General features: G+C 66.2%; 24 protein-coding genes. All 24 read right to left on the reverse strand.

The genetic code is table 11. The features are described from left to right. Nucleotides 1–120 precede the first annotated feature (120 nt). The 24 genes from IF23_RS0113985 to rplJ all read right to left on the reverse strand — a co-directional run bounded on the left by IF23_RS0113985 (nucleotide 121) and on the right by rplJ (nucleotide 22,080). On the reverse strand, nucleotides 121–306 hold the full coding sequence (locus tag IF23_RS0113985; protein WP_003956452.1) for a type Z 30S ribosomal protein S14: 186 nt from the start codon (nucleotides 304–306) through the stop codon (nucleotides 121–123). 5 nt (nucleotides 307–311) lie between these two features. Continuing rightward, nucleotides 312–872, reverse strand: coding sequence for a 50S ribosomal protein L5 (gene rplE / locus IF23_RS0113990; protein ID WP_030283445.1), 561 nt, complete (start codon nucleotides 870–872; stop codon nucleotides 312–314). Continuing rightward, nucleotides 872–1,195: a 50S ribosomal protein L24 gene (gene rplX, locus IF23_RS0113995; RefSeq protein WP_018847498.1), complete on the reverse strand. Its 324-nt coding sequence runs from the start codon at nucleotides 1,193–1,195 to the stop codon at nucleotides 872–874. Before rplX ends, rplE begins: the two co-directional genes overlap by 1 nt. A 3-nt stretch (nucleotides 1,196–1,198) precedes the next feature. Then, on the reverse strand, nucleotides 1,199–1,567 hold the full coding sequence (gene rplN / locus IF23_RS0114000) for a 50S ribosomal protein L14 (protein WP_003974257.1): 369 nt from the start codon (nucleotides 1,565–1,567) through the stop codon (nucleotides 1,199–1,201). Between the two features lie 131 nt (nucleotides 1,568–1,698). Then, nucleotides 1,699–1,980: a 30S ribosomal protein S17 gene (rpsQ, locus tag IF23_RS0114005; protein WP_030283447.1), complete on the reverse strand. Its 282-nt coding sequence runs from the start codon at nucleotides 1,978–1,980 to the stop codon at nucleotides 1,699–1,701. Further along, nucleotides 1,980–2,204, reverse strand: a complete 225-nt coding sequence (gene rpmC / locus IF23_RS0114010; protein WP_030283449.1) for a 50S ribosomal protein L29 — start codon at nucleotides 2,202–2,204, stop codon at nucleotides 1,980–1,982. Before rpmC ends, rpsQ begins: the two co-directional genes overlap by 1 nt. Next, entirely contained in the window at nucleotides 2,204–2,623 is a 420-nt protein-coding gene (gene rplP / locus IF23_RS0114015; protein ID WP_004571829.1) for a 50S ribosomal protein L16, read from the reverse strand. The genes rpmC and rplP overlap by 1 nt, the downstream gene beginning before the upstream one ends. Nucleotides 2,624–2,628: 5 nt before the next feature. Beyond that, entirely contained in the window at nucleotides 2,629–3,450 is an 822-nt protein-coding gene (gene rpsC / locus IF23_RS0114020; RefSeq protein ID WP_030283450.1) for a 30S ribosomal protein S3, read from the reverse strand. Continuing rightward, on the reverse strand, nucleotides 3,450–3,797 hold the full coding sequence (gene rplV, locus IF23_RS0114025; protein ID WP_003974262.1) for a 50S ribosomal protein L22: 348 nt from the start codon (nucleotides 3,795–3,797) through the stop codon (nucleotides 3,450–3,452). Before rplV ends, rpsC begins: the two co-directional genes overlap by 1 nt. Before the next feature lie 43 nt (nucleotides 3,798–3,840). Next, nucleotides 3,841–4,122, reverse strand: coding sequence for a 30S ribosomal protein S19 (rpsS, locus tag IF23_RS0114030; protein ID WP_004571826.1), 282 nt, complete (start codon nucleotides 4,120–4,122; stop codon nucleotides 3,841–3,843). Between the two features lie 12 nt (nucleotides 4,123–4,134). Further along, complete coding sequence (rplB, locus tag IF23_RS0114035) at nucleotides 4,135–4,971, reverse strand: 50S ribosomal protein L2 (RefSeq protein ID WP_030283452.1); 837 nt, start codon at nucleotides 4,969–4,971, stop codon at nucleotides 4,135–4,137. Nucleotides 4,972–5,011: 40 nt separating this feature from the next. Beyond that, a complete protein-coding gene (gene rplW, locus IF23_RS0114040) occupies nucleotides 5,012–5,335 on the reverse strand; it encodes a 50S ribosomal protein L23 (protein WP_030283453.1) in 324 nt (107 codons plus the stop codon). Then, the gene (rplD, locus tag IF23_RS0114045) at nucleotides 5,335–5,982 is read right to left on the reverse strand and encodes a 50S ribosomal protein L4 (protein ID WP_030283455.1); all 648 of its coding nucleotides are present in this window, start codon (nucleotides 5,980–5,982) and stop codon (nucleotides 5,335–5,337) included. The genes rplW and rplD overlap by 1 nt, the downstream gene beginning before the upstream one ends. Before the next feature lie 8 nt (nucleotides 5,983–5,990). Continuing rightward, a complete protein-coding gene (rplC, locus tag IF23_RS0114050) occupies nucleotides 5,991–6,635 on the reverse strand; it encodes a 50S ribosomal protein L3 (protein WP_030283457.1) in 645 nt (214 codons plus the stop codon). A gap of 14 nt (nucleotides 6,636–6,649) precedes the next feature. Then, nucleotides 6,650–6,958 (reverse strand): 30S ribosomal protein S10, encoded by a 309-nt coding sequence (gene rpsJ / locus IF23_RS0114055; RefSeq protein ID WP_003948644.1) that lies wholly within the window; start codon nucleotides 6,956–6,958, stop codon nucleotides 6,650–6,652. A 545-nt stretch (nucleotides 6,959–7,503) separates the two neighbouring features. After that, nucleotides 7,504–8,697: an elongation factor Tu gene (gene tuf / locus IF23_RS0114060; protein WP_030283459.1), complete on the reverse strand. Its 1,194-nt coding sequence runs from the start codon at nucleotides 8,695–8,697 to the stop codon at nucleotides 7,504–7,506. Between the two features lie 148 nt (nucleotides 8,698–8,845). Then, a complete protein-coding gene (fusA, locus tag IF23_RS0114065) occupies nucleotides 8,846–10,966 on the reverse strand; it encodes an elongation factor G (protein WP_030283460.1) in 2,121 nt (706 codons plus the stop codon). 39 nt (nucleotides 10,967–11,005) lie between these two features. Next, on the reverse strand, nucleotides 11,006–11,476 hold the full coding sequence (gene rpsG / locus IF23_RS0114070; protein WP_004571813.1) for a 30S ribosomal protein S7: 471 nt from the start codon (nucleotides 11,474–11,476) through the stop codon (nucleotides 11,006–11,008). 2 nt (nucleotides 11,477–11,478) lie between these two features. Then, nucleotides 11,479–11,850 carry a 30S ribosomal protein S12 gene (rpsL, locus tag IF23_RS0114075; protein WP_003948652.1) on the reverse strand — a complete coding sequence of 124 codons (372 nt, stop codon included), beginning with the start codon at nucleotides 11,848–11,850 and terminating at the stop codon, nucleotides 11,479–11,481. 354 nt (nucleotides 11,851–12,204) lie between these two features. Beyond that, nucleotides 12,205–12,684: a DUF1707 and DUF4190 domain-containing protein gene (locus IF23_RS0114085; RefSeq protein WP_030283462.1), complete on the reverse strand. Its 480-nt coding sequence runs from the start codon at nucleotides 12,682–12,684 to the stop codon at nucleotides 12,205–12,207. A 216-nt stretch (nucleotides 12,685–12,900) separates the two neighbouring features. Further along, the gene (locus IF23_RS0114090) at nucleotides 12,901–16,800 is read right to left on the reverse strand and encodes a DNA-directed RNA polymerase subunit beta' (RefSeq protein WP_030283464.1); all 3,900 of its coding nucleotides are present in this window, start codon (nucleotides 16,798–16,800) and stop codon (nucleotides 12,901–12,903) included. Between the two features lie 123 nt (nucleotides 16,801–16,923). Further along, nucleotides 16,924–20,409 (reverse strand): DNA-directed RNA polymerase subunit beta, encoded by a 3,486-nt coding sequence (gene rpoB, locus IF23_RS0114095; RefSeq protein WP_030283466.1) that lies wholly within the window; start codon nucleotides 20,407–20,409, stop codon nucleotides 16,924–16,926. 626 nt (nucleotides 20,410–21,035) lie between these two features. After that, nucleotides 21,036–21,425, reverse strand: coding sequence for a 50S ribosomal protein L7/L12 (rplL, locus tag IF23_RS0114100; protein ID WP_030283468.1), 390 nt, complete (start codon nucleotides 21,423–21,425; stop codon nucleotides 21,036–21,038). A 124-nt stretch (nucleotides 21,426–21,549) separates the two neighbouring features. After that, nucleotides 21,550–22,080 carry a 50S ribosomal protein L10 gene (rplJ, locus tag IF23_RS0114105; RefSeq protein ID WP_030283469.1) on the reverse strand — a complete coding sequence of 177 codons (531 nt, stop codon included), beginning with the start codon at nucleotides 22,078–22,080 and terminating at the stop codon, nucleotides 21,550–21,552. Nucleotides 22,081–22,116 lie beyond the last annotated feature (36 nt).

The following is a 22,116-nucleotide window of genomic DNA, read 5'->3' on the forward strand; positions in this document are numbered from 1 at the left end:
GGTGCCCACGGTCGGTCTCGGGCGGCGGGGCGCCCAACCCTTCTACCCTACGGGACGAAGGGCGGGGCGCCTGCCGACCGGATGCTTACCGAGAGCTTCCGGGTCATCCCAACTGGGGGATTACCAGGAGCTCTTGGTCACGCCCGGCAGCTCGCCACGGTGAGCCATCTCACGAAGGCACACGCGGCAGAGGCCGAACTTGCGGTACACGGAGTGCGGGCGGCCACAGCGCTGGCAGCGGGTGTAGGCGCGCACACCGAACTTGGGCTTGCGAGCAGCCTTCGCGATCAGAGCCTTCTTCGCCATCTCGCTCACGCCTCCTTGAACGGGAAGCCGAGGTGACGCAGAAGGGCGCGGCCCTCGTCGTCGTTGGTCGCCGTGGTGACCACGGTGATGTCCATACCCCGGGTACGGTCGATCTTGTCCTGGTCGATCTCGTGGAACATGACCTGCTCCGTGAGACCGAAGGTGTAGTTACCGCGGCCGTCGAACTGCTTCGGCGACAGACCACGGAAGTCGCGGATGCGCGGCAGCGCGAGCGACAGCAGGCGGTCCAGGAACTCCCACATGCGGTCACCGCGGAGGGTGACGTGGGCACCGATCGGCTGACCCTCACGCAGCTTGAACTGCGCGATGGACTTCCGGGCCTTGGTGACGGCCGGCTTCTGGCCGGTGATCGTGGTGAGGTCCTTGATGGCACCGTCGATCAGCTTGGAGTCGCGGGCGGCGTCGCCCACACCCATGTTGACCACGATCTTGGTCAGACCTGGAATCTGCATGACGTTCTCGTACGAGAACTCGTCCTTCAGCTTCCCGGTGATCTCTTCGCGGTAGCGCTGCTTGAGACGCGGCGCGTTGGTGGTGGCAGTCATCAGATGTCCTCACCGGTCCGCTTGGCAACGCGGATCTTGTTGCCTTCGTCGTCGAAGCGGTAGCCGACGCGGGTGACGACCTTCTTGCCGTCCTTCTCCACGACGAGCTGCACGTTGCTCACGTGCACCGGGGCCTCGGTGGTGACGATGCCGCCGGTCTGCGAGCCGCGCGCGGTCTGGCCGGCCTTGGTGTGCTTCTTGACCCGGTTGACACCCTCGACCAGGACACGGTCCTCGCGGGGGAAGGCCGCGATGACCTTGCCCTGCTTGCCCTTGTCCTTACCGGTGATGACCTGGACCAGGTCGCCCTTCTTGATCTTCATCGGTTACAGCACCTCCGGCGCGAGCGAGATGATCTTCATGAACTTCTTCTCGCGCAGCTCACGGCCCACGGGGCCGAAGATACGGGTGCCGCGGGGGTCGCCATCGTTCTTGAGGATGACGGCCGCGTTCTCGTCGAAGCGGATGTACGAGCCGTCCGGACGGCGGCGCTCCTTGACGGTGCGAACGATGACGGCCTTGACGACGTCACCCTTCTTCACGTTGCCACCGGGGATCGCGTCCTTCACGGTGGCGACGATGACGTCACCGATGCCCGCGTAGCGCCGGCCCGAGCCACCGAGAACACGGATGGTGAGAATTTCCTTCGCACCCGTGTTGTCGGCGACGCGAAGCCGAGACTCCTGCTGGATCACGTCTATCTCCTGATCGTCTGCCGGTTCCCGGCGGGGCCCCGCGGTGAAACGGGGCCCCGCCGAGCCTGGCGGAACTGACCTGAGGGGGAACCCTCAGGCGGTATTTCGTGGCGTTCCCTTACGGGAACTGCCTACTTGGCCTTCTCGAGGATCTCGACGATGCGCCAGCGCTTCGAGGCGGACAGCGGCCGGGTCTCCATGAGGAGGACGCGGTCGCCGACACCCGCGGCGTTCTGCTCGTCGTGCGCCTTGAGCTTGTTGGTACGGCGGATGACCTTGCCGTACAGCGCGTGCTTGACGCGGTCCTCGACGGCGACGACGACGGTCTTGTCCATCTTGTCGCTGACGACGAGACCCTCACGGGTCTTGCGGAAGCCGCGGTCGTTCGTCTCAGTCACATTCTTCTCGCTCATCAGGCGCTCTCCACCGTCTCGATGCCCAGCTCACGCTCACGCATCAGGGTGTAGATCCGGGCGATGTCCTTACGGACGGACTTGAGCCGACCGTGGTTCTCAAGCTGTCCGGTCGCCGCCTGGAAGCGGAGGTTGAACAGCTCCTCCTTGGCCTCACGAAGCTTGGCAACGAGGTCCTCGTTGTTCAGCTCGCGCAGCTCGGTCGCCTTGGTACCGGCCGCCATCACGACTCACCTGCCTCGCGCCGCACGATGCGGCACTTCATCGGAAGCTTGTGGGCGGCGCGGGTCAGCGCCTCCTTGGCAACCTTTTCGTTCGGGAAGGACAGCTCGAACATCACCCGACCGGGCTTGACGTTCGCGACCCACCACTCCGGAGAACCCTTACCGGAACCCATGCGGGTCTCGGCAGGCTTCTTCGTGAGCGGGCGGTCCGGGTAAATGTTGATCCAGACCTTGCCGCCACGCTTGATGTGACGGGTCATGGCGATACGAGCCGACTCGATCTGACGGTTCGTCACGTACGCCGGGGTGACGGCCTGGATGCCGTACTCACCGAAGGCCAGCTCGGTGCCACCCTTGGCCATGCCGTTGCGCTTCGGGTGGTGCTGCTTACGGTGCTTGACCCTGCGAGGGATCAGCATGTCGGTCAGGCCTCCTGTCCGGTGCTCTCAGCCGGAGCAGCGGCTGCGGCCTCGGCCTTGGGGGCCTCGGCAGCGGCGTTCTGCTGCTGCGGCTTGCGGCCGCGGCCGCCACGCTCGCCACCGCGGCGCGGGCGGTCGTTGCCACCGCGGGCCGGGCGGTTACCCGCACGGGCAGCGGCGTTCTCCGCACGGACCTCGGCGATGTTCTTGACGTCGCCCTTGTAGATCCAGACCTTCACGCCGATACGGCCGAAGGTGGTCTTGGCCTCGAAGAAGCCGTAGTCGACGTTGGCCCGGAGGGTGTGCAGGGGCACACGGCCCTCGCGGTAGAACTCCGAGCGGGACATCTCGGCACCGCCGAGACGGCCACCGCACTGGATCTTGATGCCCTTGGCGCCGGCCTTCATCGTCGACTGCATGCTCTTACGCATGGCGCGACGGAAGGAGACGCGGGAGGACAGCTGCTCGGCGACGGCCTGGGCCACGAGCTGAGCATCGGTCTCGGGGTTCTTGACCTCGAGGATGTTCAGCTGGACCTGCTTGCCGGTCAGCTTCTCCAGTTCGCCACGGATGCGGTCGGCCTCGGCGCCACGGCGGCCGATGACGATGCCCGGACGAGCGGTGTGGATGTCAACGCGGACGCGCTCACGGGTGCGCTCGATCTCCACCTTGGAGATACCGGCGCGCTCCATGCCCTTCGTCATCATGCGACGAATGGCGACGTCTTCCTTGACGTAGTCCTTGTACAGCTTGTCGGCGTACCAGCGGGACTTGAAGTCCGTCGTGACGCCGAGCCGGAACCCGTGCGGGTTTACCTTCTGGCCCATTACCGGGTTCCTTCCTTGCTGCTGACGACCACGGTGATGTGGCTGGTCCGCTTGCGGATCCGGTAGGCACGGCCCTGGGCACGCGGACGGAACCGCTTCAGGGTCGGGCCCTCGTCGACGTACGCCTCGGAGATGAAGAGGCTGTCGGCGTCGGTGTGGTCGTAGTTGTGCGCCGCGTTGGCAATGGCGCTGTCCAGCACCTTGCCGACGGGCACGCTCGCGGCCTGCGGGGCGAAACGCAGGACCGCCTGAGCCTCCGTGGCATCCATGCCACGGATAAGGTCCACCACGCGGCGGGCCTTCATGGGCGTGACGCGGATGTACCGCGCCTGGGCCCTGGCTTCCATGGTTGTCCCTTCGGTGTCAGTCATAGTCTTCGCACTCCGCCGATCAACGACGCCGCGACTTGCGGTCGTCCTTCTCGTGGCCGCGGAAGGTGCGGGTCGGCGCAAACTCGCCGAGCTTGTGGCCAACCATCGACTCGGTGACGAACACCGGGACGTGCTTGCGGCCGTCGTGCACCGCGATCGTGTGGCCGAGCATGGCCGGGACGATCATGGAGCGGCGGGACCAGGTCTTGATGACGTTCTTGGTGCCGGCTTCGTTCTGAACATCCACCTTCTTGGCGAGGTGGTCGTCGACGAAGGGCCCCTTCTTGAGACTGCGCGGCATCTAAACCCGCTCCTAGCGCTTCTTGTTCGTCTTGCGGCGGCGGACGATGTACTTGTTCGAAGCCTTCTTCGGCGAACGCGTACGACCCTCCTTCTGACCCCACGGCGAGACCGGGTGGCGACCACCGGAGGTCTTGCCCTCACCACCACCGTGCGGGTGGTCGACGGGGTTCATCACGACACCACGCACGGTCGGGCGGACGCCCTTCCAGCGCATACGGCCGGCCTTGCCCCAGTTGATGTTCGACTGCTCGGCGTTGCCGACCTCGCCGACGGTGGCGCGGCAGCGGACGTCGACCAGGCGGATCTCACCGGACGGCATACGCAGGTGGGCCATGGAGCCCTCGCGCGCCAGCAGCTGCACGGAGGCACCGGCCGAGCGGGCGAACTTCGCACCGCCGCCCGGACGCAGCTCGATCGCGTGGATCGTCGTACCCACGGGGATGTGGCGCAGCGGCAGGTTGTTGCCGGGCTTGATGTCGGCGCCGGGGCCGTTCTCAATCCGGTCACCCTGCGACAGGCCACGGGGCGCGATGATGTAGCGCTTCTCGCCGTCTGCGTAGTGCAGCAGCGCGATGCGCGCGGTGCGGTTGGGGTCGTACTCGATGTGCGCGACCTTGGCCGGCACGCCGTCCTTGTCGTGACGACGGAAGTCGATCACTCGGTAGGCGCGCTTGTGGCCACCGCCCTGGTGGCGAACGGTCACACGACCGGCGTTGTTACGGCCGCCCTTGCTGTGCAGCGGGCGGACCAGCGACTTCTCCGGCGTGGACCGCGTGATCTCGACAAAGTCGGCGACGCTGGAGCCACGACGGCCCGGGGTCGTCGGCTTGTACTTGCGGATACCCATTTCTCAGTCCTCGTCCGATTCCGGACGATCCAGACCGCCCTCAGGCGGTCGGACCGCCGAAGATGTCGATACGGTCGCCCTCGGCGAGGGTCACGATGGCGCGCTTGGTGTCGGCACGCTTGCCGAAACCGGTGCGGGTGCGCTTGCGCTTGCCCTGGCGGTTGATCGTGTTGACCCCGGAGACCTTGACCGAGAAGACCGCCTCGACGGCCTGCTTGATCTGGGTCTTGTTGGCACGCGGGTCGACGATGAACGTGTACTTGTTCTCGTCCAGCAGCGCGTAGCTCTTCTCGGAGACCACCGGCTTGACAAGAATGTCGCGCGGGTCCGAGAAGGTCTTGCTGGTGACGACGGCCTCAGTCATCAGGCGTCGCTCCCTTCGGTCTCAGCGTTCCGGCCGGACACGAAGGACTCCAGAGCGGCCGTGGTGAAGACCACGTCGTCGGAGACGAGCACGTCGTACGTGTTCAGCTGGCCCGGCTCCAGGATGTGCACCCGGGGCAGGTTGCGGGCGGACAGCCACGCGGCCTCGTCGGAGCGCTCGGCGACCAGGAGCAGGTTCTTCCGCTCGCTGACCTTGCCGAGGAGACCCTTGGCGGCCTTGGTGGAGATCGCGCCGTCGACCACGCCGGAGACGACGTGGATACGGCTGTTGCGCGCCCGGTCGGTGAGGGCACCGCGCAGGGCGGCGGCCTTCATCTTCTTGGGCGTCCGCTGCGAGTAGTCGCGCGGCACGGGACCGTGCACGACGCCACCACCGGCGAACTGCGGCGCACGGGTCGAACCCTGACGCGCGCGGCCGGTGCCCTTCTGGCGGTACGGCTTCTTGCCACCGCCGCGGACCTCGCCACGGGTCTTGGTCTTGTGCGTGCCCTGACGGGCAGCGGCCAGCTGCGCGACAACGACCTGGTGGATCAGCGGGACGCTGACCTTCGCGTCGAAGATCTCCGCGGGGAGCTCGACGGTCCCGGCCTTGTCGCCTGCCGGCGAAAGGATGTCAATGGTGCTCATCGGTTACCTCAGGCCCCCTTGGCCGCGGTACGGACCAGGACGAGGCCGCCGTTCGGACCAGGAACTGCGCCCTTGATGAGCAGCAGACCCTTCTCCGCGTCAACGGCATGGACGGTCAGGTTCTGGGTGGTGACCCGCTCGTTGCCCATACGACCGGCCATCCGCATGCCCTTGAACACGCGGCCCGGGGTGGCGCAGCCACCGATGGAGCCCGGCTTACGGTGCACGCGGTGGGCACCGTGGGAAGCCTTGCCGCCGTGGAAGCCGTGACGCTTCATGACGCCGGCGAAGCCCTTGCCCTTGCTCTTGCCGGTCACGTCCACCTTGACGCCGGACTCGAAGGTCTCAGCGGTCAGCTCCTGGCCGAGGGTGTACTCACCGGCGTCGGTGGTACGGACCTCGACGAGGTGACGGCGGGGGGTGACGTCGGCCTTCGCGAAGTGGCCCTTGAGGGGCTTGTTCACCTTGCGCGGGTCGATCTCGCCGAAGGCGATCTGGACGGAGTCGTAGCCGTCCTGGTCATTGGTGCGCACCTGGGTAACGACACAGGGGCCGGCCTTCACCACGGTCACCGGGACAACACGGTTGTTGTCGTCCCAGACCTGGGTCATGCCGAGCTTCTCGCCCAGGATGCCCTTGATCTGCTTAGCCATCTCTTCCGCGCCTCTCAGAGCTTGATCTCGATGTCAACGCCGGCCGGAAGGTCCAGGCGCATCAGCGAGTCAACGGTCTTGGGCGTCGGGTCGAGGATGTCGATCAGGCGCTTGTGCGTGCGCATCTCGAAGTGCTCGCGCGAGTCCTTGTACTTGTGCGGCGACTTGATGACGCAGTACACGTTCTTCTCAGTGGGCAGCGGCACCGGGCCCGCGACCGACGCACCAGTGCGGGTCACCGTCTCGACGATCTTCTTCGCCGAGCTGTCGATGACCTCGTGGTCGTAGGCCTTGAGCCGGATGCGGATCTTCTGTCCCGCCATGGCTACTTCGTAGTCCTGTCTCTCGTAACGCTCTGGGACTCGGTGCGTACGCGTCCCGCCTCCGACCCACGCGGTCGGGCGTGTCGCACTCCCACCGGAGAAATTTCCGTACGGAAATCCTTCGAGAAGGAGACGTGGGGGCGGAACACCCACCGAGCGCCTGGCTGAGGCACCCCGCTGACGCTTCCCGGAAGATTCCCGTACTTCCGCCCCTGATAAGAGACGACGAATACCTAGGACTCGCTTCCGGTCCCCCCGGCGGGAGGCGCGCAGCATCGGCACTCAACCGAGCAACCTGGACAGTGTGCCACACGGCCGAGGGCCGAGGCCAATCGAGCCTTAGAGGCTATCCCACCCGGAGATCACTTACACCTGCCGCCGCGCGGACGGGTGCGCCATCCGGCCGCCGAACCACCCTCCGGATCGCACCGGCGGGCCCGATTCCGGGCAGCGGAAAGCGCCCGCACGGCCGAAGCCGTACGGGCGCTTCCGTGAGCCGAGGCTCGAATGCTCGCAGGAGCTACCGGGTTACCCCGATCAACAACTTACTTGTTGATCTTGGTGACCTGGCCGGCGCCGACGGTCCGGCCACCCTCACGGATGGCGAACTTCAGGCCCTCCTCCATGGCGACCGGCTGGATGAGCTCGACGCTCATCTCGGTGTTGTCGCCCGGCATGACCATCTCGGTGCCCTCGGGGAGGGTCACGACGCCGGTCACGTCCGTGGTGCGGAAGTAGAACTGCGGGCGGTAGTTGTTGAAGAACGGGGTGTGGCGGCCACCCTCGTCCTTCGACAGGATGTACGCCTGCGCCTCGAAGGAGGTGTGCGGCGTGACCGAGCCCGGCTTGATGATGACCTGGCCGCGCTCGACGTCCTCGCGCTTGATGCCGCGGAGCAGCAGACCGACGTTCTCACCGGCCTGGCCCTCGTCGAGCAGCTTGCGGAACATCTCGATGCCGGTGACCGTGGTGGTGGTCTTCTCCGGCTTGATGCCGATGATGTCGACGGTCTCGTTGACCTTGAGGACACCACGCTCGATACGACCGGTGACAACGGTGCCACGGCCGGTGATGGTGAAGACGTCCTCGATCGGCATCAGGAACGGCTTGTCGACGTCACGGTCCGGGGCGGGGATCGCCTCGTCGACGGCCTTCATCAGGTCCACGACGGACTTGCCCCACTCGGCGTCGCCCTCGAGCGCCTTCAGCGCCGAGACCTTGACGACCGGGACGTCGTCGCCCGGGAACTCGTACTCGGAGAGGAGCTCACGGACCTCGAGCTCGACGAGCTCCAGGATCTCCTCGTCGTCCACCATGTCGGCCTTGTTCAGGGCGACAACGATGTAGGGAACGCCGACCTGGCGGGCCAGGAGCACGTGCTCCTTGGTCTGCGGCATCGGGCCGTCGGTGGCGGCAACCACGAGGATGGCGCCGTCCATCTGCGCCGCACCCGTGATCATGTTCTTGATGTAGTCCGCGTGACCGGGGCAGTCGACGTGGGCGTAGTGACGGTTCTCCGTCTGGTACTCGACGTGCGCGATCGAGATCGTGATACCGCGCTGACGCTCCTCGGGAGCCTTGTCGATCTGGTCGAAGGCCGAGGCCTCGTTCAGGTCGGGGTACTCGTCGTGCAGCACCTTGGTAATGGCGGCCGTGAGGGTCGTCTTACCGTGGTCAATGTGACCGATGGTGCCGATGTTGACGTGCGGCTTAGTCCGCTCGAACTTCGCCTTCGCCACTGGGTCCTCCTGAAGTGGTTCTGTACGCCTTACTCATCGGCGCCAGGTGATCTTTGCTGGGATGCCGACCGCCGGGGCATTCCTCACGGATTGCGGGGTTTGCCCCGGCAGACGGTGTCAAGCCTAAAGCGTGTTCCGGCTAACGGAGCTACTCGCCCTTGGCCTTCGCGATGATCTCCTCGGCGACGTTCCGGGGAACCTCGGCGTAGGAGTCGAACTGCATCGAGTAGCTTGCGCGACCCGAGGTCTTGCTGCGGAGGTCTCCGACGTAGCCGAACATCTCCGAAAGCGGAACCAGGCCCGTGACGAGCTTGGCGCCGGCGCGGTCCTCCATGGACTGGATCTGACCACGACGCGAGTTGATGTCGCCGATGACGTCACCCATGTAGTCCTCGGGCGTCGTCACCTCGACCTTCATCATCGGCTCCAGCAGGGCCGGGCTGGCCTTGCGGGCGGCCTCCTTGAAGGCCATCGAACCGGCGATCTTGAACGCCATCTCGGACGAGTCCACGTCGTGGAAGGCACCGTCGAGAAGGGTGACCTTGACGCCGGTCAGCGGGTATCCGGCGAGCACGCCGAACTCCATGGCCTCCTGGCAGCCCGCGTCCACGGACGGGATGTACTCCCGCGGGATACGGCCACCGGTGACCTTGTTCTCGAACTCGTAGCCGTCGCCCTCGAGCGGCGCGATGGCGATCTGGACCTTCGCGAACTGACCGGAACCACCGGTCTGCTTCTTGTGCGTGTAGTCCAGACGCTCCACCGGCTTGCGCAGCGTCTCGCGGTACGCGACCTGCGGCTTGCCGACGTTGGCCTCGACGCGGAACTCACGCTTCATACGGTCGACCAGCACGTCGAGGTGCAGCTCGCCCATACCCGCGATGATGGTCTGGCCGGTCTCCTCGTCGGTGTGCACCTGGAACGAGGGGTCTTCCTCGGCGAGACGCTGGATGGCGACACCCAGCTTCTCCTGGTCGCCCTTGGACTTGGGCTCGATGGCGACCTGGATGACCGGGGCCGGGAACTCCATCGACTCCAGGATCACGGGGTTGCCCGCGTCGCAGAGGGTCTCACCGGTGGTGGTCTGCTTCAGACCCATGACGGCGACGATGTCACCGGCACCCACCGACTCGATCTCCTCACGCTTGTTCGCGTGCATCCGGTAGATCTTGCCGATGCGTTCCTTCTTGCCCTTCACCGAGTTCTGCACCTGCGAGCCGGCCTCAAGGCGGCCCGAGTACACACGGATGAAGGTGAGCTTGCCCAGGTGCGGGTCGCTGGCGATCTTGAACGCCAGCGCCGCGAGCGGCTCGTCCTCGGAGGGCTTGCGGGCGATGACCGTCTCCGGGTCGTTGACCGCGTGGCCCTCGATGGCCTCGACGTCGAGCGGCGACGGCAGGTAGCGGACCACGGCGTCGAGCAGGGGCTGCACGCCCTTGTTCTTGAACGCGGTACCGCAGAACACCGGGGTGACCGTGGTGTTCTCGGCCTTGCCGGCGGCGATCGTGATGCGACGGATCGCGGCGTACAGCTGCTCCTCGGTGGGCTCCTCGCCCTCCAGGAACAGCTCCATGACCTCTTCGTCGTTCTCCGCGACAGCCTCGATGAGCTTGCCGCGGTACTCCTCGGCCAGCTCCTGCTTGTCGGCGGGGATGTCGAGGACGTCGTACATCTCGCCCTTGGCCGCCTCGGCCGAGTAGACCAGGGCCTTCATGCGGACCAGGTCGATGACGCCCTGGAAGTCGGCCTCGGCACCGATCGGCAGCTGCATCACGATCGGCACCGCGCCCAGGCGGTCCACGATCATGTCGACGCAGCGCAGGAAGTCGGCGCCGGTGCGGTCGAGCTTGTTGACGAAGCAGATACGCGGAACGCCGTAGCGGTCCGCCTGACGCCAAACGGTCTCGGACTGGGGCTCAACGCCGGCCACACCGTCGAACACGGTCACAGCACCGTCGAGCACACGCAGGGAGCGCTCCACCTCGACGGTGAAGTCGACGTGCCCCGGGGTGTCGATGATGTTGATCGTGTGGTCGACGTTCTCGAGCGGCCAGTGACAGGTGGTGGCAGCGGAGGTGATGGTGATACCACGCTCCTGCTCCTGCTCCATCCAGTCCATCGTGGCAGCGCCGTCGTGGACCTCACCGATCTTGTACGAGACACCGGTGTAGAACAGGATCCGCTCGGTGGTGGTCGTCTTGCCCGCGTCGATGTGGGCCATGATGCCGATGTTGCGCACCTTGGCCAGGTCAAGCGAAGTGGTAGCCATATCGGCTCAGTCTTCTCTCGGTCTCGATGGGGGTTGCGACTACCAGCGGTAGTGCGCGAAGGCCTTGTTGGACTCGGCCATCTTGTGCGTGTCCTCACGCTTCTTGACCGAAGCGCCGAGGCCGTTGGAGGCGTCGAGCAGTTCGTTCATGAGGCGCTCGGTCATGGTCTTCTCGCGACGGGCGCGGGAGTAGCCCACGAGCCAGCGGAGCGAGAGGGTGGCGGCGCGGCCGGGCTTGACCTCGACCGGGACCTGGTAGGTCGCGCCACCGACACGGCGGGACTTGACCTCAAGGGTCGGCTTGATGTTCTCGAGCGCGCGCTTGAGCGTGATGACCGGGTCGTTACCGGTCTTCTCGCGCAGACCCTCCATGGCGCCGTAAACGATGCGCTCAGCGGTGGAGCGCTTGCCGTTCAGCAGAACCTTGTTGATGAGGGAGGTCACCAGAGGAGAGCCGTAGACCGGGTCGATGATGACCGGGCGCTTCGGGGCGGGGCCCTTACGAGGCATTCTTACTTCTCCTTCTTGGCGCCGTAGCGGCTGCGAGCCTGCTTGCGGTTCTTGACGCCCTGCGTGTCGAGGGAGCCGCGGATGATCTTGTACCGAACACCCGGCAGGTCCTTCACACGGCCGCCACGCACGAGCACGATCGAGTGCTCCTGCAGGTTGTGGCCCTCACCCGGAATGTAAGCGGTGACCTCGATCCCGCTGGTCAGACGCACACGCGCGACCTTACGCAGGGCCGAGTTCGGCTTCTTCGGGGTGGTCGTGAACACACGCGTGCAGACGCCACGGCGCTGGGGCGAACCCTCCAGTGCGGGCGTCTTGTTCTTCTCGACCTTGTCCTGCCGGCCCTTACGGACCAGCTGCTGGATCGTAGGCACTACTTCTCCGGTTTCTGTGTGCCGATCACGGTAAAGCTAACCTGGAACACGCACCGACCCACGAGGTCGGGTGTGTCGAACACTGCAGCACTCTCCGCGAGGCGGAAGGCGGGCGCAGATTGCGGCGCGGCCGGTAGTGGCTCGCCATACGGTTGAAGACACGCATGGCAGCCAGGGCACACCCCAGGCACAAGGTCTGAGCGTACCTACCTCACCGACTCCGGTCAAAACAAATGCCCCGCGGCCGACACGCCGGGCACAACCGGACGGAGTGCTCACCGACTGTCACCCGAACGGCCGAACGGAGGTCACCCGCGCGTCACCCGCGCGGTCCGCACGGACCACCGCGACGGCTCAACCTCGGAAGACGACCGCCACCATCATCAGCAGGATGAAGAGCGCCCAGCCACCGATCCCCAGCCAGCCCAGCACCACCCCGGCCAGCGCCTGGCCGTCACCGCGCTCGCCGGTGCGGCGGATCTCACCCCGCGCCTTGTGGCCCAGGATCACCGCGGGGATCGCGGTCACGCCCCACGTCACCGGCGTCAGGATGCCGCAGACCAGCGCGGCGGTGGCGGAGCTGTTGGTCTGCTGCGGCATCGGCATCGGTGCGGCGGGCATGAACGTCGCCGGGACCGGACGCGGCTCGAACTGCGACTGTGCCACCGGACCGGTCGGCAGATCCGCCACCAGCATCTGCAGCTCGGCGTGGGTCTGCGCCTGATACGCCCGGCCGATCCGCTGCTCGTACTCCCCCTGCGCGAGCCGCCCCTCGGCGAACCCGGCCTTCAGCACGTCGACCGTACGCTCACGGTCGGCGTGCGAGGCGCGCATCGCCGGTGTCTGATGCGGCTGAGCGGGTTGCCCACCCTGCCAGGGCTGGAATGCCACGCGATCCTCCCCCGCTCGACAGTTGATCCCCATCTTCTCATCACAGACGCAGCAATGGGAGCGCGAGTTCCGTGGCCCGCGGCGGATCCGTCAACAACGCCGCAGGGCGGCCACCCCTTACGGGATGACCGCCCTGCGGACGTGGTGCGAACCGGACCCTTACTGGTTGTACGGGCCGTAGTCGTAGTCCTCCAGCGGGACCGCCTGGCCGGAGCCGGTGCCGAACGGCGAGTAGTCGATGTCGTCGTAACCGACGGCCGAGTACATCGCTGCCTTGGCCTCCTCGGTGGGCTCCACCCGGATGTTGCGGTAGCGGGACAGGCCCGTACCGGCCGGGATGAGCTTACCGATGATGACGTTCTCCTTGAGGCCGATGAGGCTGTCGGACTTGGCGTTGATCGCCGCATCCGTCAGGACTCGGGTCGTCTCCTGGAAGGAGGCGGCCGACAGCCAGGACTCCGTCGCCAGCGAAGCCTTGGTGATACCCATCAGCTGCGGACGGCCGGAGGCCGGGTGGCCACCCTCCGCCACGACGCGACGGTTCTCGCCCTCGAACTTCGAGCGCTCCACCAGCTCGCCCGGCAGCAGCTCCGCGTCGCCGGACTCGATGATCGTCACGCGGCGCAGCATCTGCCGGATGATGATCTCGATGTGCTTGTCGTGGATCGCCACGCCCTGGCTGTTGTAGACCTTCTGGACCTCGCCGACGAGGTGGACCTGGACGGCACGCTGGCCGAGGATCCGCAGCACGTCGTGCGGGTTGATGGCACCCAGGGTCAGCGGCTGGCCGACCTCGACGTGGTCGCCCTCGCCCACCAGCAGACGGGCGCGCTTGGAGACGCCGTACGCCGTCTCGTCGCTGCCGTCGTCCGGGGTGACGACAACCTTCTTGGTCTTCTCGGTCTCCTCGATACGGACGCGGCCGGCCGCCTCCGAGATCGGGGCGACACCCTTGGGTGTACGCGCCTCGAAGAGCTCGACGACTCGCGGCAGACCCAGGGTGATGTCGTCACCGGCCACACCACCGGTGTGGAAGGTACGCATCGTCAGCTGGGTGCCGGGCTCACCGATGGACTGGGCGGCGATGATGCCGACCGCCTCACCGATGTCGACCAGCTTGCCGGTGGCCAGCGAACGGCCGTAGCAGAAGGCGCAGGTGCCGACCGCCGACTCACAGGTCAGGACCGAGCGGGTCTTGACCTCCTCGACGCCGTGCGCGACCAGCTGGTCGATGAGCACGTCGCCGAGGTCGACGTTGGCGGAGGCGATGACCTTGCCGTCGACGACGACGTCCTCGGCCAGCATCCGGGCGTAGACGCTCGACTCCACGTCGTCCGTCTTGCGCAGGCTGCCGTCGGCGCCGCGGGTCGCGATCTTCAGCTTGAGGCCGCGCTCGGTGCCGCAGTCCTCCTCGCGGATGATCACGTCCTGCGAGACGTCCACCAGACGACGGGTCAGGTAACCCGAGTCGGCGGTACGCAGGGCGGTGTCCGCCAGGCCCTTACGGGCACCGTGCGTGGAGATGAAGTACTCCAGCACGGAGAGGCCCTCGCGGAAGGACGCCTTGATCGGACGCGGGATGGTCTCGTTCTTCGCGTTCGACACCAGACCACGCATACCGGCGATCTGCCGCATCTGCATCATGTTTCCTCGGGCACCCGAGTCAACCATCATGAAGATGGGGTTCGTCTTGGGGAAGTTCTCGTTCATCGCCTCGGCGACCTCGTTGGTCGCCTTGGTCCAGATGTTGATCAGTTCCTGAGTGCGCTCGTCCTTGGTGATCAGACCGCGCTCGTACTGCTTCTGGACCTTCTCGTCCTGGGCCTCGTAGCCCGCGACGATGCCCTTCTTGGCCTCCGGGACGACGATGTCCGAGACGGCGACGGTGACGCCGGAACGGGTCGCCCAGTGGAAACCGGCCGCCTTCAGGTTGTCGAGCGTCGCCGCCACGATGACCTTGGGGTAGCGCTCGGCGAGGTCGTTGACGATCGCGGAGAGCTGCTTCTTGCCCACCGAGTAGTCGACGAACGGGTAGTCCTCGGGCAGCAGCTCGTTGAAGAGCGCGCGGCCCAGGGTCGTCCGCAGACGGAACGAGTCACCCTGCTGCCACTCCGGCTCGCCCTCTTCGGCGACCGGCGGGACGAAGCCCCGCGGCGGGATGGTGCCGATCGGGAAGCGGATGTCGACCTTCGCCTGGAGCGACAGCTCCTTGGCGTCGAACGCCATGATCGCCTCGGCGACCGAACCGAACGCACGGCCCTCACCGATGACCTTGCGCTCCTCCTCGTCGGTGGTGAGGAAGAACAGACCGAGCACCATGTCCTGCGTCGGCATGGTGACCGGACGGCCGTCGGCCGGCTTGAGGATGTTGTTCGAGGACAGCATCAGGATGCGGGCCTCGGCCTGCGCCTCCGCGGAGAGCGGCAGGTGGACGGCCATCTGGTCACCGTCGAAGTCCGCGTTGAACGCGGTGCAGACGAGCGGGTGGATCTGAATGGCCTTGCCCTCGACCAGCTGCGGCTCGAAGGCCTGGATGCCGAGGCGGTGCAGGGTGGGCGCACGGTTCAGCAGCACCGGGTGCTCGGCGATGACCTCTTCGAGGACGTCGTACACGACCGTGCGGCCGCGCTCGACCATCCGCTTCGCCGACTTGATGTTCTGCGCGTGGTTCAGGTCGACCAGGCGCTTCATCACGAACGGCTTGAAGAGCTCCAGCGCCATGGCCTTCGGCAGACCGCACTGGTGCAGCTTGAGCTGCGGGCCGACGACGATGACGGAACGCGCCGAGTAGTCGACCCGCTTACCGAGCAGGTTCTGACGGAAGCGGCCCTGCTTGCCCTTGAGCATGTCGGACAGCGACTTCAGCGGACGGTTGCCGGGGCCCGTGACCGGGCGACCACGACGGCCGTTGTCGAAGAGCGCGTCGACAGCCTCCTGGAGCATGCGCTTCTCGTTGTTCACGATGATCTCGGGCGCGCCGAGGTCGAGAAGCCGCTTCAGGCGGTTGTTGCGGTTGATCACGCGGCGGTACAGGTCGTTCAGGTCGGAGGTCGCGAAGCGGCCACCGTCCAGCTGCACCATCGGACGCAGGTCCGGCGGGATGACGGGGATGCAGTCCAGCACCATGCCCTTGGGGCTGTTGCGGGTCTGCAGGAAGGCGGAGACGACCTTGAGGCGCTTGAGCGCACGGGTCTTCTTCTGGCCCTTGCCGGTACGGATGATCTCGCGGAGGCGCTCGGCCTCCTCGTCGAGGTCGAAGGTCTCCAGGCGCTTCTGCAGCGAGGCGGCGCCCATGGAACCGTCGAAGTACGTGCCGAAGCGGTCACGCAGCTCGCGGTAGAGCAGTTCGTCGCCCTCCAGGTCCTGGACCTTGAGGTTCTTGAAGCGGTTCCAGACCTCGTCGAGACGGTCGATCTCGCGCTGCGCGCGGTCGCGCAGCTGCTTCATTTCGCGCTCGGCACCCTCGCGCACCTTGCGGCGCACATCGGCCTTGGCCCCCTCGGCCTCCAGCTCGGCCAGGTCGGTCTCGAGCTTCTTGGCGCGGGCCTCCAGGTCGGAGTCGCGGCGCTGCTCGATCTGCTGACGCTCGACGGAGACGTGCGCCTCCAGCGAGGGCAGGTCGCGCGTACGGCGCTCCTCGTCCACCCAGGTGATCATGTAGGCGGCGAAGTAGATGACCTTTTCGAGGTCCTTCGGCGCGAGGTCCAGCAGGTAGCCCAGCCGGCTCGGCACGCCCTTGAAGTACCAGATGTGGGTCACGGGAGCGGCCAGCTCGATGTGGCCCATCCGCTCACGACGCACCTTGGCGCGAGTGACCTCGACGCCGCAGCGCTCGCAGATGATGCCCTTGAAGCGGACGCGCTTGTACTTACCGCAGTAGCACTCCCAGTCCCGGGTCGGACCGAAGATCTTCTCGCAGAAGAGTCCGTCCTTCTCGGGCTTGAGGGTGCGGTAGTTGATGGTCTCCGGCTTCTTGACCTCACCGTGCGACCACTGACGGATGTCGTCAGCGGTGGCGAGGCCGATCCGCAGCTCGTCGAAGAAGTTGACGTCGAGCACTGTCGTCAATCCCACCTTCGGGGGTTGCCCCGACAATTGTTGCTGTCAGGGACGAGTCTCAATCTTGGTCTGACGGGGTCCGGGGTTGGCCGGGGCCTCACAGGGAGGCCCCGGCCAGACCCGTCAGACCTCTTCGACGCTGCTCGGCTCGCGCCGGGACAGGTCGATACCGAGCTCTTCCGCCGCGCGGAAGACGTCCTCGTCGGTGTCGCGCATCTCGATGGACATACCGTCCGAGGACAGCACCTCCACGTTCAGGCAGAGCGACTGCATTTCCTTGATGAGCACCTTGAAGGACTCGGGAATGCCGGGCTCGGGGATGTTCTCGCCCTTGACGATGGCCTCGTAGACCTTCACGCGGCCGGTGACGTCGTCGGACTTGATCGTGAGCAGCTCCTGGAGGGCGTAAGCGGCGCCGTACGCCTCCAGCGCCCACACCTCCATCTCACCGAAGCGCTGGCCACCGAACTGGGCCTTACCACCGAGCGGCTGCTGGGTGATCATCGAGTACGGGCCGGTCGACCGGGCGTGGAGCTTGTCGTCGACCAGGTGGTGGAGCTTGAGGATGTACATGTACCCGACCGAGATCGGGTCCGGGAACGGCTCGCCGGAGCGGCCGTCGAACAGCTGGGCCTTGCCGGAACCCTTCACCATGCGCTCGCCGTCGCGGTTCGGGATCGTCGACTCGAAGAGACCGGAGATCTCGTCCTCGCGCGCACCGTCGAACACCGGGGTGGCGACGTTGGAGCCGGGGGCGACCTCGTCGGCGGAGATCGCGTGCAGACGCTTCTTCCAGTCCTCCTCGACGCCCTCGACCTTCCAGCCCTGGCTGGCGAGCCAGCCGAGGTGGATCTCCAGGACCTGTCCCGGGTTCATTCGGGACGGGACACCCAGCGGGTTGAGGATGATGTCGACCGGGGTGCCGTCCTCCAGGAACGGCATGTCCTCGACCGGCAGGATCTTCGAGATGACGCCCTTGTTGCCGTGACGGCCGGCGAGCTTGTCACCGTCGGTGATCTTGCGCTTCTGCGCGACGTAGACGCGGACCAGCTGGTTCACGCCCGGGGGCAGCTCGTCGCCCTCTTCGCGGTCGAAGACGCGGACGCCGATGACCTTGCCGATCTCACCGTGCGGCACCTTCAGCGAGGTGTCACGGACCTCGCGCGCCTTCTCACCGAAGATCGCGCGGAGCAGACGCTCCTCGGGGGTCAGCTCGGTCTCACCCTTGGGCGTGACCTTGCCGACGAGGATGTCACCGGCGACGACCTCGGCACCGATACGGATGATGCCGCGCTCGTCGAGGTCGGAGAGGACCTCTTCGGAGACGTTCGGGATGTCCCGGGTGATCTCCTCCGGGCCGAGCTTGGTGTCACGGGCGTCGACCTCGTGCTCCTCGATGTGGATCGAGGAGAGGACGTCGTCCTGCACGAGGCGCTGCGACAGGATGATCGCGTCCTCGTAGTTGTGACCCTCCCACGGCATGAACGCCACGAGCAGGTTCTTGCCGAGCGCCATCTCGCCTTCGTCCGTGGACGGACCGTCGGCGAGGACCTGGCCCTCGATGACCCGCGCGCCCTCGTCCACGACGACCTTCTGGTTGAAGGAGGTGCCCTGGTTGGAGCGGGTGAACTTGGCGACGCGGTACGTGGTGTACGTACCGTCGTCGTTGGCGACGGTGACGTAGTCCGCGGAGACCTCCTGGACGACACCGTCCTTCTCCGCCTTGATGACGTCACCGGCGTCGACCGCGCAGCGGTACTCCATGCCGGTGCCGACCAGCGGCGACTCCGCCTTGATCAGCGGAACGGCCTGGCGCATCATGTTCGATCCCATGAGCGCGCGGTTGGCGTCGTCGTGCTCGAGGAACGGAATCATGGCGGTCGCGGCCGACACCATCTGGCGCGGCGAGACGTCCATGAAGTCCACCTCGTCGGCGGGGACGAGGTCGACCTCGCCGCCACGGCGACGGACCAGCACACGCTGCTCGGCGAAGCGCATGTCGTCGGTGAGCTTCGCGTTGGCCTGGGCGATCAGGAAGCGGTCCTCCTCATCCGCGGTGAGGTAGTCCACCTCCTCCGTGACCTGGCCGTCGACGACCTTGCGGTACGGCGTCTCGATGAAGCCGAAGACGTTGACCCGGCCGTAGGAGGCGAGCGAACCGATCAGACCGATGTTCGGGCCTTCGGGCGTCTCGATCGGGCACATGCGGCCGTAGTGCGAGGGGTGCACGTCACGGACGTCCAGACCGGCCCGCTCACGGGAGAGACCGCCGGGGCCCAGCGCGGACAGACGGCGCTTGTGGGTCAGACCCGACAGCGGGTTCGTCTGGTCCATGAACTGCGACAGCTGGCTGGTGCCGAAGAACTCCTTGATGGAGGCGACGACCGGCCGGATGTTGATCAGGGTCTGCGGCGTGATCGCCTCGACGTCCTGGGTGGTCATGCGCTCACGCACGACGCGCTCCATACGGGCGAGACCCGTACGGACCTGGTTCTGGATCAGCTCGCCGACGTTGCGCAGGCGGCGGTTGCCGAAGTGGTCGATGTCGTCGGTCTCGACGACGATCGTCCGGCCCGACTCACCCATCGTCTCGGTCTCACCGGCGTGCAGCTTCACCAGGTACTTGATCGTGGCGATGATGTCGTCGGTGGTCAGCACACCGGCGTCGAGCGGCTCGTCGCCGCCGAGCTTCTTGTTGACCTTGTAGCGGCCGACCTTCGCGAGGTCGTAGCGCTTCGGGTTGAAGTAGAGGTTCTCCAGCAGCGTCTGCGCGGCCTCACGGGTCGGCGGCTCGCCCGGACGCAGCTTGCGGTAGATGTCGAGCAGCGCGTCGTCCTGGCCCTGGGTGTGGTCCTTCTCCAGGGTGGCGCGCATGGACTCGTACTCGCCGAACTCCTCAAGGATCTGCTCGGTCGTCCAACCGAGGGCCTTGAGCAGCACGGTCACGGACTGCTTGCGCTTACGGTCGATGCGCACACCGACCATGTCGCGCTTGTCGATCTCCAGCTCCAGCCAGGCACCGCGGGACGGGATGACCTTGGCGGAGAAGATGTCCTTGTCGGACGTCTTGTCGATGGAGCTGTCGAAGTAGACGCCCGGCGAGCGGACGAGCTGCGAGACGACGACACGCTCGGTGCCGTTGATGCAGAAGGTGCCCTTGTTGGTCATGAGCGGGAAGTCGCCCATGAAGACCGTCTGGGACTTGATCTCGCCGGTTTCGTTGTTGGTGAACTCGGCGGTGACGAAGAGCGGAGCCGCGTACGTGAAGTCGCGCTCCTTGCACTCGTCGATGCTGTTCTTCGGGGGCTCGAAGCGGTGGTCGCGGAACGTCAGCGACATCGACCCGGAGAAGTCCTCGATCGGGGAGATCTCTTCGAAGATCTCTTCCAGACCGGACTTGGTGGGAACTTCCTGCCCACTCTCCAGCGCAGCCTCGACGCGACCCTTCCATGCGGCGTTGCCGAGCAGCCAGTCGAAGCTTTCGGTCTGCAGCGCAAGGAGGTTCGGAACCCCGAGGGGCTCCTTGATCTTCGCAAAGGAGATGCGCAGCGGGGCGGTGCTGTCGCCGTTGTTCGTATTGGCAGTCGAGGCGTTGCGCGAGGCGGCCAAGAGGGGGTCCTTCCGAGGGCTCGGACTCACTACGCGCGTACCGGCCCCGAGAGGAACAGACTGAGGGAAAGCCCAGGTCAGGGCCGCTCAATCAGTGATGTTCGACTTCGGGTATGCCCCTGGTGACGGGCAGGGAGCAGCTAACAGGCAGCGCAAAGGGTCAGTGTAGCCACTTGGCCCACTGATGTCCAGAGCGAGTTTCCGGAAGACCGGTTCAACGCCGTGATACCGCTCTTCTCCCTCCGGGAGGTGGCACCTCCACACCGGAGGAGTCCCTCGTTGTTCTGCTGTGCGTTCAATGCCCTGCGCCTGCCGAAAGCCCCGCGCCTGTGGCGCACATCGATGCTTCCCTCTTCGCCCGCGATCCATGCCTCGGAGCCAGGACCGCTTCTGCATCGCGTCCCGAGAATTGCGCGCCGCGTGCGGTTCGTCAAGGCCCCCTGCCCCGGCGGGAACGTCACACGGCCCACGTCCGGACAACGAAGATCACCATACTCGCACGTCGCGCGGGGCGCCGCAGCCGTGGCGAGCACGCCGAAGGGCGACCACCCGCTTGGGTGATCGCCCTTCGCTGGTCCAGCTACGCCACGAGGGCGTTCAGGACCTGAGTCGGAGACTCAGTGAAGTCACTTGACCTCGACCGAGGCGCCGGCGCCCTTGAGGGCCTCGGCGGCCTTGTCGGCGGCAGCCTTGTCGACCTTCTCCAGGACCGGCTTCGGGGTGCCGTCCACGAGGTCCTTGGCCTCCTTCAGACCCAGGGAGGTCAGCTCACGCACGACCTTGATGACCTGGATCTTCTTGTCGCCGGCACCGGTGAGGATGACGTCGAACTCGTCCTGCTCCTCGGCGGCGGCAGCGTCGCCACCGGCGGCGGCGCCACCGGCAACGACGACCGGCGCGGCAGCGGCGGCGGTGACGTCGAACTTCTCCTCGAACGCCTTCACGAACTCGGAGAGCTCGATGAGGGTCATCTCCTCGAACTGCGCGAGCAGGTCTTCCTGGCTGAGCTTCGCCATGGTGGCGGTCCTTCCACTAATTCGGCTGGTGCCGGATGTACATGTGAGGCGGGCGTACGTCGGGCCCGCTGTGGCCGCTCCGCCTAGGCACGCCTAGACGGAAGCCGCCAATGTGCGAGCCGAATTACTCGGCACCGCCCTGCTCGGCCTGCTGGGCACGGAGCGCGTCCACGGTGCGGACGAGCTTCGACGGCAGCGCCTGGAAGACAGAGGCAGCCTGCGACTGCTTGCCCTTCATGGCACCGGCCAGCTTGCTGAGCAGAACCTCGCGGGACTCGAGGTCCGCGAGCTTCTTGATGTCGTCAGCAGAGAGTGCCTTCCCTTCGAAGACACCGCCCTTGATGACGAGGTTCTGGTTCTCCTTGGCGAAGTCACGAAGACCCTTCGCCGCCTCGACCGGGTCACCGGTGACGAAGGCGACGGCCGTCGAGCCCTGAAGGTGCTCGTCCAGCACGGAGATCCCGGCCTCGTGGGCCGCGATCTTGGTCAGCGTGTTCTTCACCACACGGTACTGAGCGTTGTCACCGAGCGAACGACGCAGATCCTTGATCTGCGCAACGGTAAGTCCGGTGTACGCGGTGACGACAGCAGCGTTGGAGTTGCGGAACTTGTCCGTGATCTCCTCGACAGCTACGACCTTGTCGGGACTTGCCATGAGCCTCGGCCTCCTTCCGGGTGATGAGGACCGCGC

The sequence above is a fragment of the Streptomyces catenulae genome (genome assembly GCF_000718015.1).
Lineage (GTDB): Bacteria > Actinomycetota > Actinomycetes > Streptomycetales > Streptomycetaceae > Streptomyces > Streptomyces catenulae.

Bases quoted from the DNA above. Each gene is read 5' to 3' on its own strand.
- rpsQ (WP_030283447.1), bottom strand. From the start codon at position 1,980: ATGAGCGAGAAGAATGTGACTGAGACGAACGACCGCGGCTTCCGCAAG.
- rplP (WP_004571829.1), bottom strand. From the start codon at position 2,623: ATGCTGATCCCTCGCAGGGTCAAGCACCGTAAGCAGCACCACCCGAAG.
- rplL (WP_030283468.1), bottom strand. From the start codon at position 21,425: ATGGCGAAGCTCAGCCAGGAAGACCTGCTCGCGCAGTTCGAGGAGATG.
- rplE (WP_030283445.1), bottom strand. From the start codon at position 872: ATGACTGCCACCACCAACGCGCCGCGTCTCAAGCAGCGCTACCGCGAA.
- IF23_RS0114085 (WP_030283462.1), bottom strand. From the start codon at position 12,684: ATGCGCGCCTCGCACGCCGACCGTGAGCGTACGGTCGACGTGCTGAAG.
- rplV (WP_003974262.1), bottom strand. From the start codon at position 3,797: ATGGAAGCCAGGGCCCAGGCGCGGTACATCCGCGTCACGCCCATGAAG.
- rplJ (WP_030283469.1), bottom strand. From the start codon at position 22,080: ATGGCAAGTCCCGACAAGGTCGTAGCTGTCGAGGAGATCACGGACAAG.
- rpsC (WP_030283450.1), bottom strand. From the start codon at position 3,450: ATGGGCCAGAAGGTAAACCCGCACGGGTTCCGGCTCGGCGTCACGACG.
- fusA (WP_030283460.1), bottom strand. From the start codon at position 10,966: ATGGCTACCACTTCGCTTGACCTGGCCAAGGTGCGCAACATCGGCATC.
- rplC (WP_030283457.1), bottom strand. From the start codon at position 6,635: ATGGCTAAGCAGATCAAGGGCATCCTGGGCGAGAAGCTCGGCATGACC.
- rplX (WP_018847498.1), bottom strand. From the start codon at position 1,195: ATGAAGATCAAGAAGGGCGACCTGGTCCAGGTCATCACCGGTAAGGAC.
- rpsG (WP_004571813.1), bottom strand. From the start codon at position 11,476: ATGCCTCGTAAGGGCCCCGCCCCGAAGCGCCCGGTCATCATCGACCCG.
- rplB (WP_030283452.1), bottom strand. From the start codon at position 4,971: ATGGGTATCCGCAAGTACAAGCCGACGACCCCGGGCCGTCGTGGCTCC.
- rplD (WP_030283455.1), bottom strand. From the start codon at position 5,982: ATGAGCACCATTGACATCCTTTCGCCGGCAGGCGACAAGGCCGGGACC.
- IF23_RS0113985 (WP_003956452.1), bottom strand. From the start codon at position 306: ATGGCGAAGAAGGCTCTGATCGCGAAGGCTGCTCGCAAGCCCAAGTTC.
- rplW (WP_030283453.1), bottom strand. From the start codon at position 5,335: ATGACTGAGGCCGTCGTCACCAGCAAGACCTTCTCGGACCCGCGCGAC.
- rpsJ (WP_003948644.1), bottom strand. From the start codon at position 6,958: ATGGCGGGACAGAAGATCCGCATCCGGCTCAAGGCCTACGACCACGAG.
- rpsS (WP_004571826.1), bottom strand. From the start codon at position 4,122: ATGCCGCGCAGTCTCAAGAAGGGGCCCTTCGTCGACGACCACCTCGCC.
- rpmC (WP_030283449.1), bottom strand. From the start codon at position 2,204: ATGGCGGCCGGTACCAAGGCGACCGAGCTGCGCGAGCTGAACAACGAG.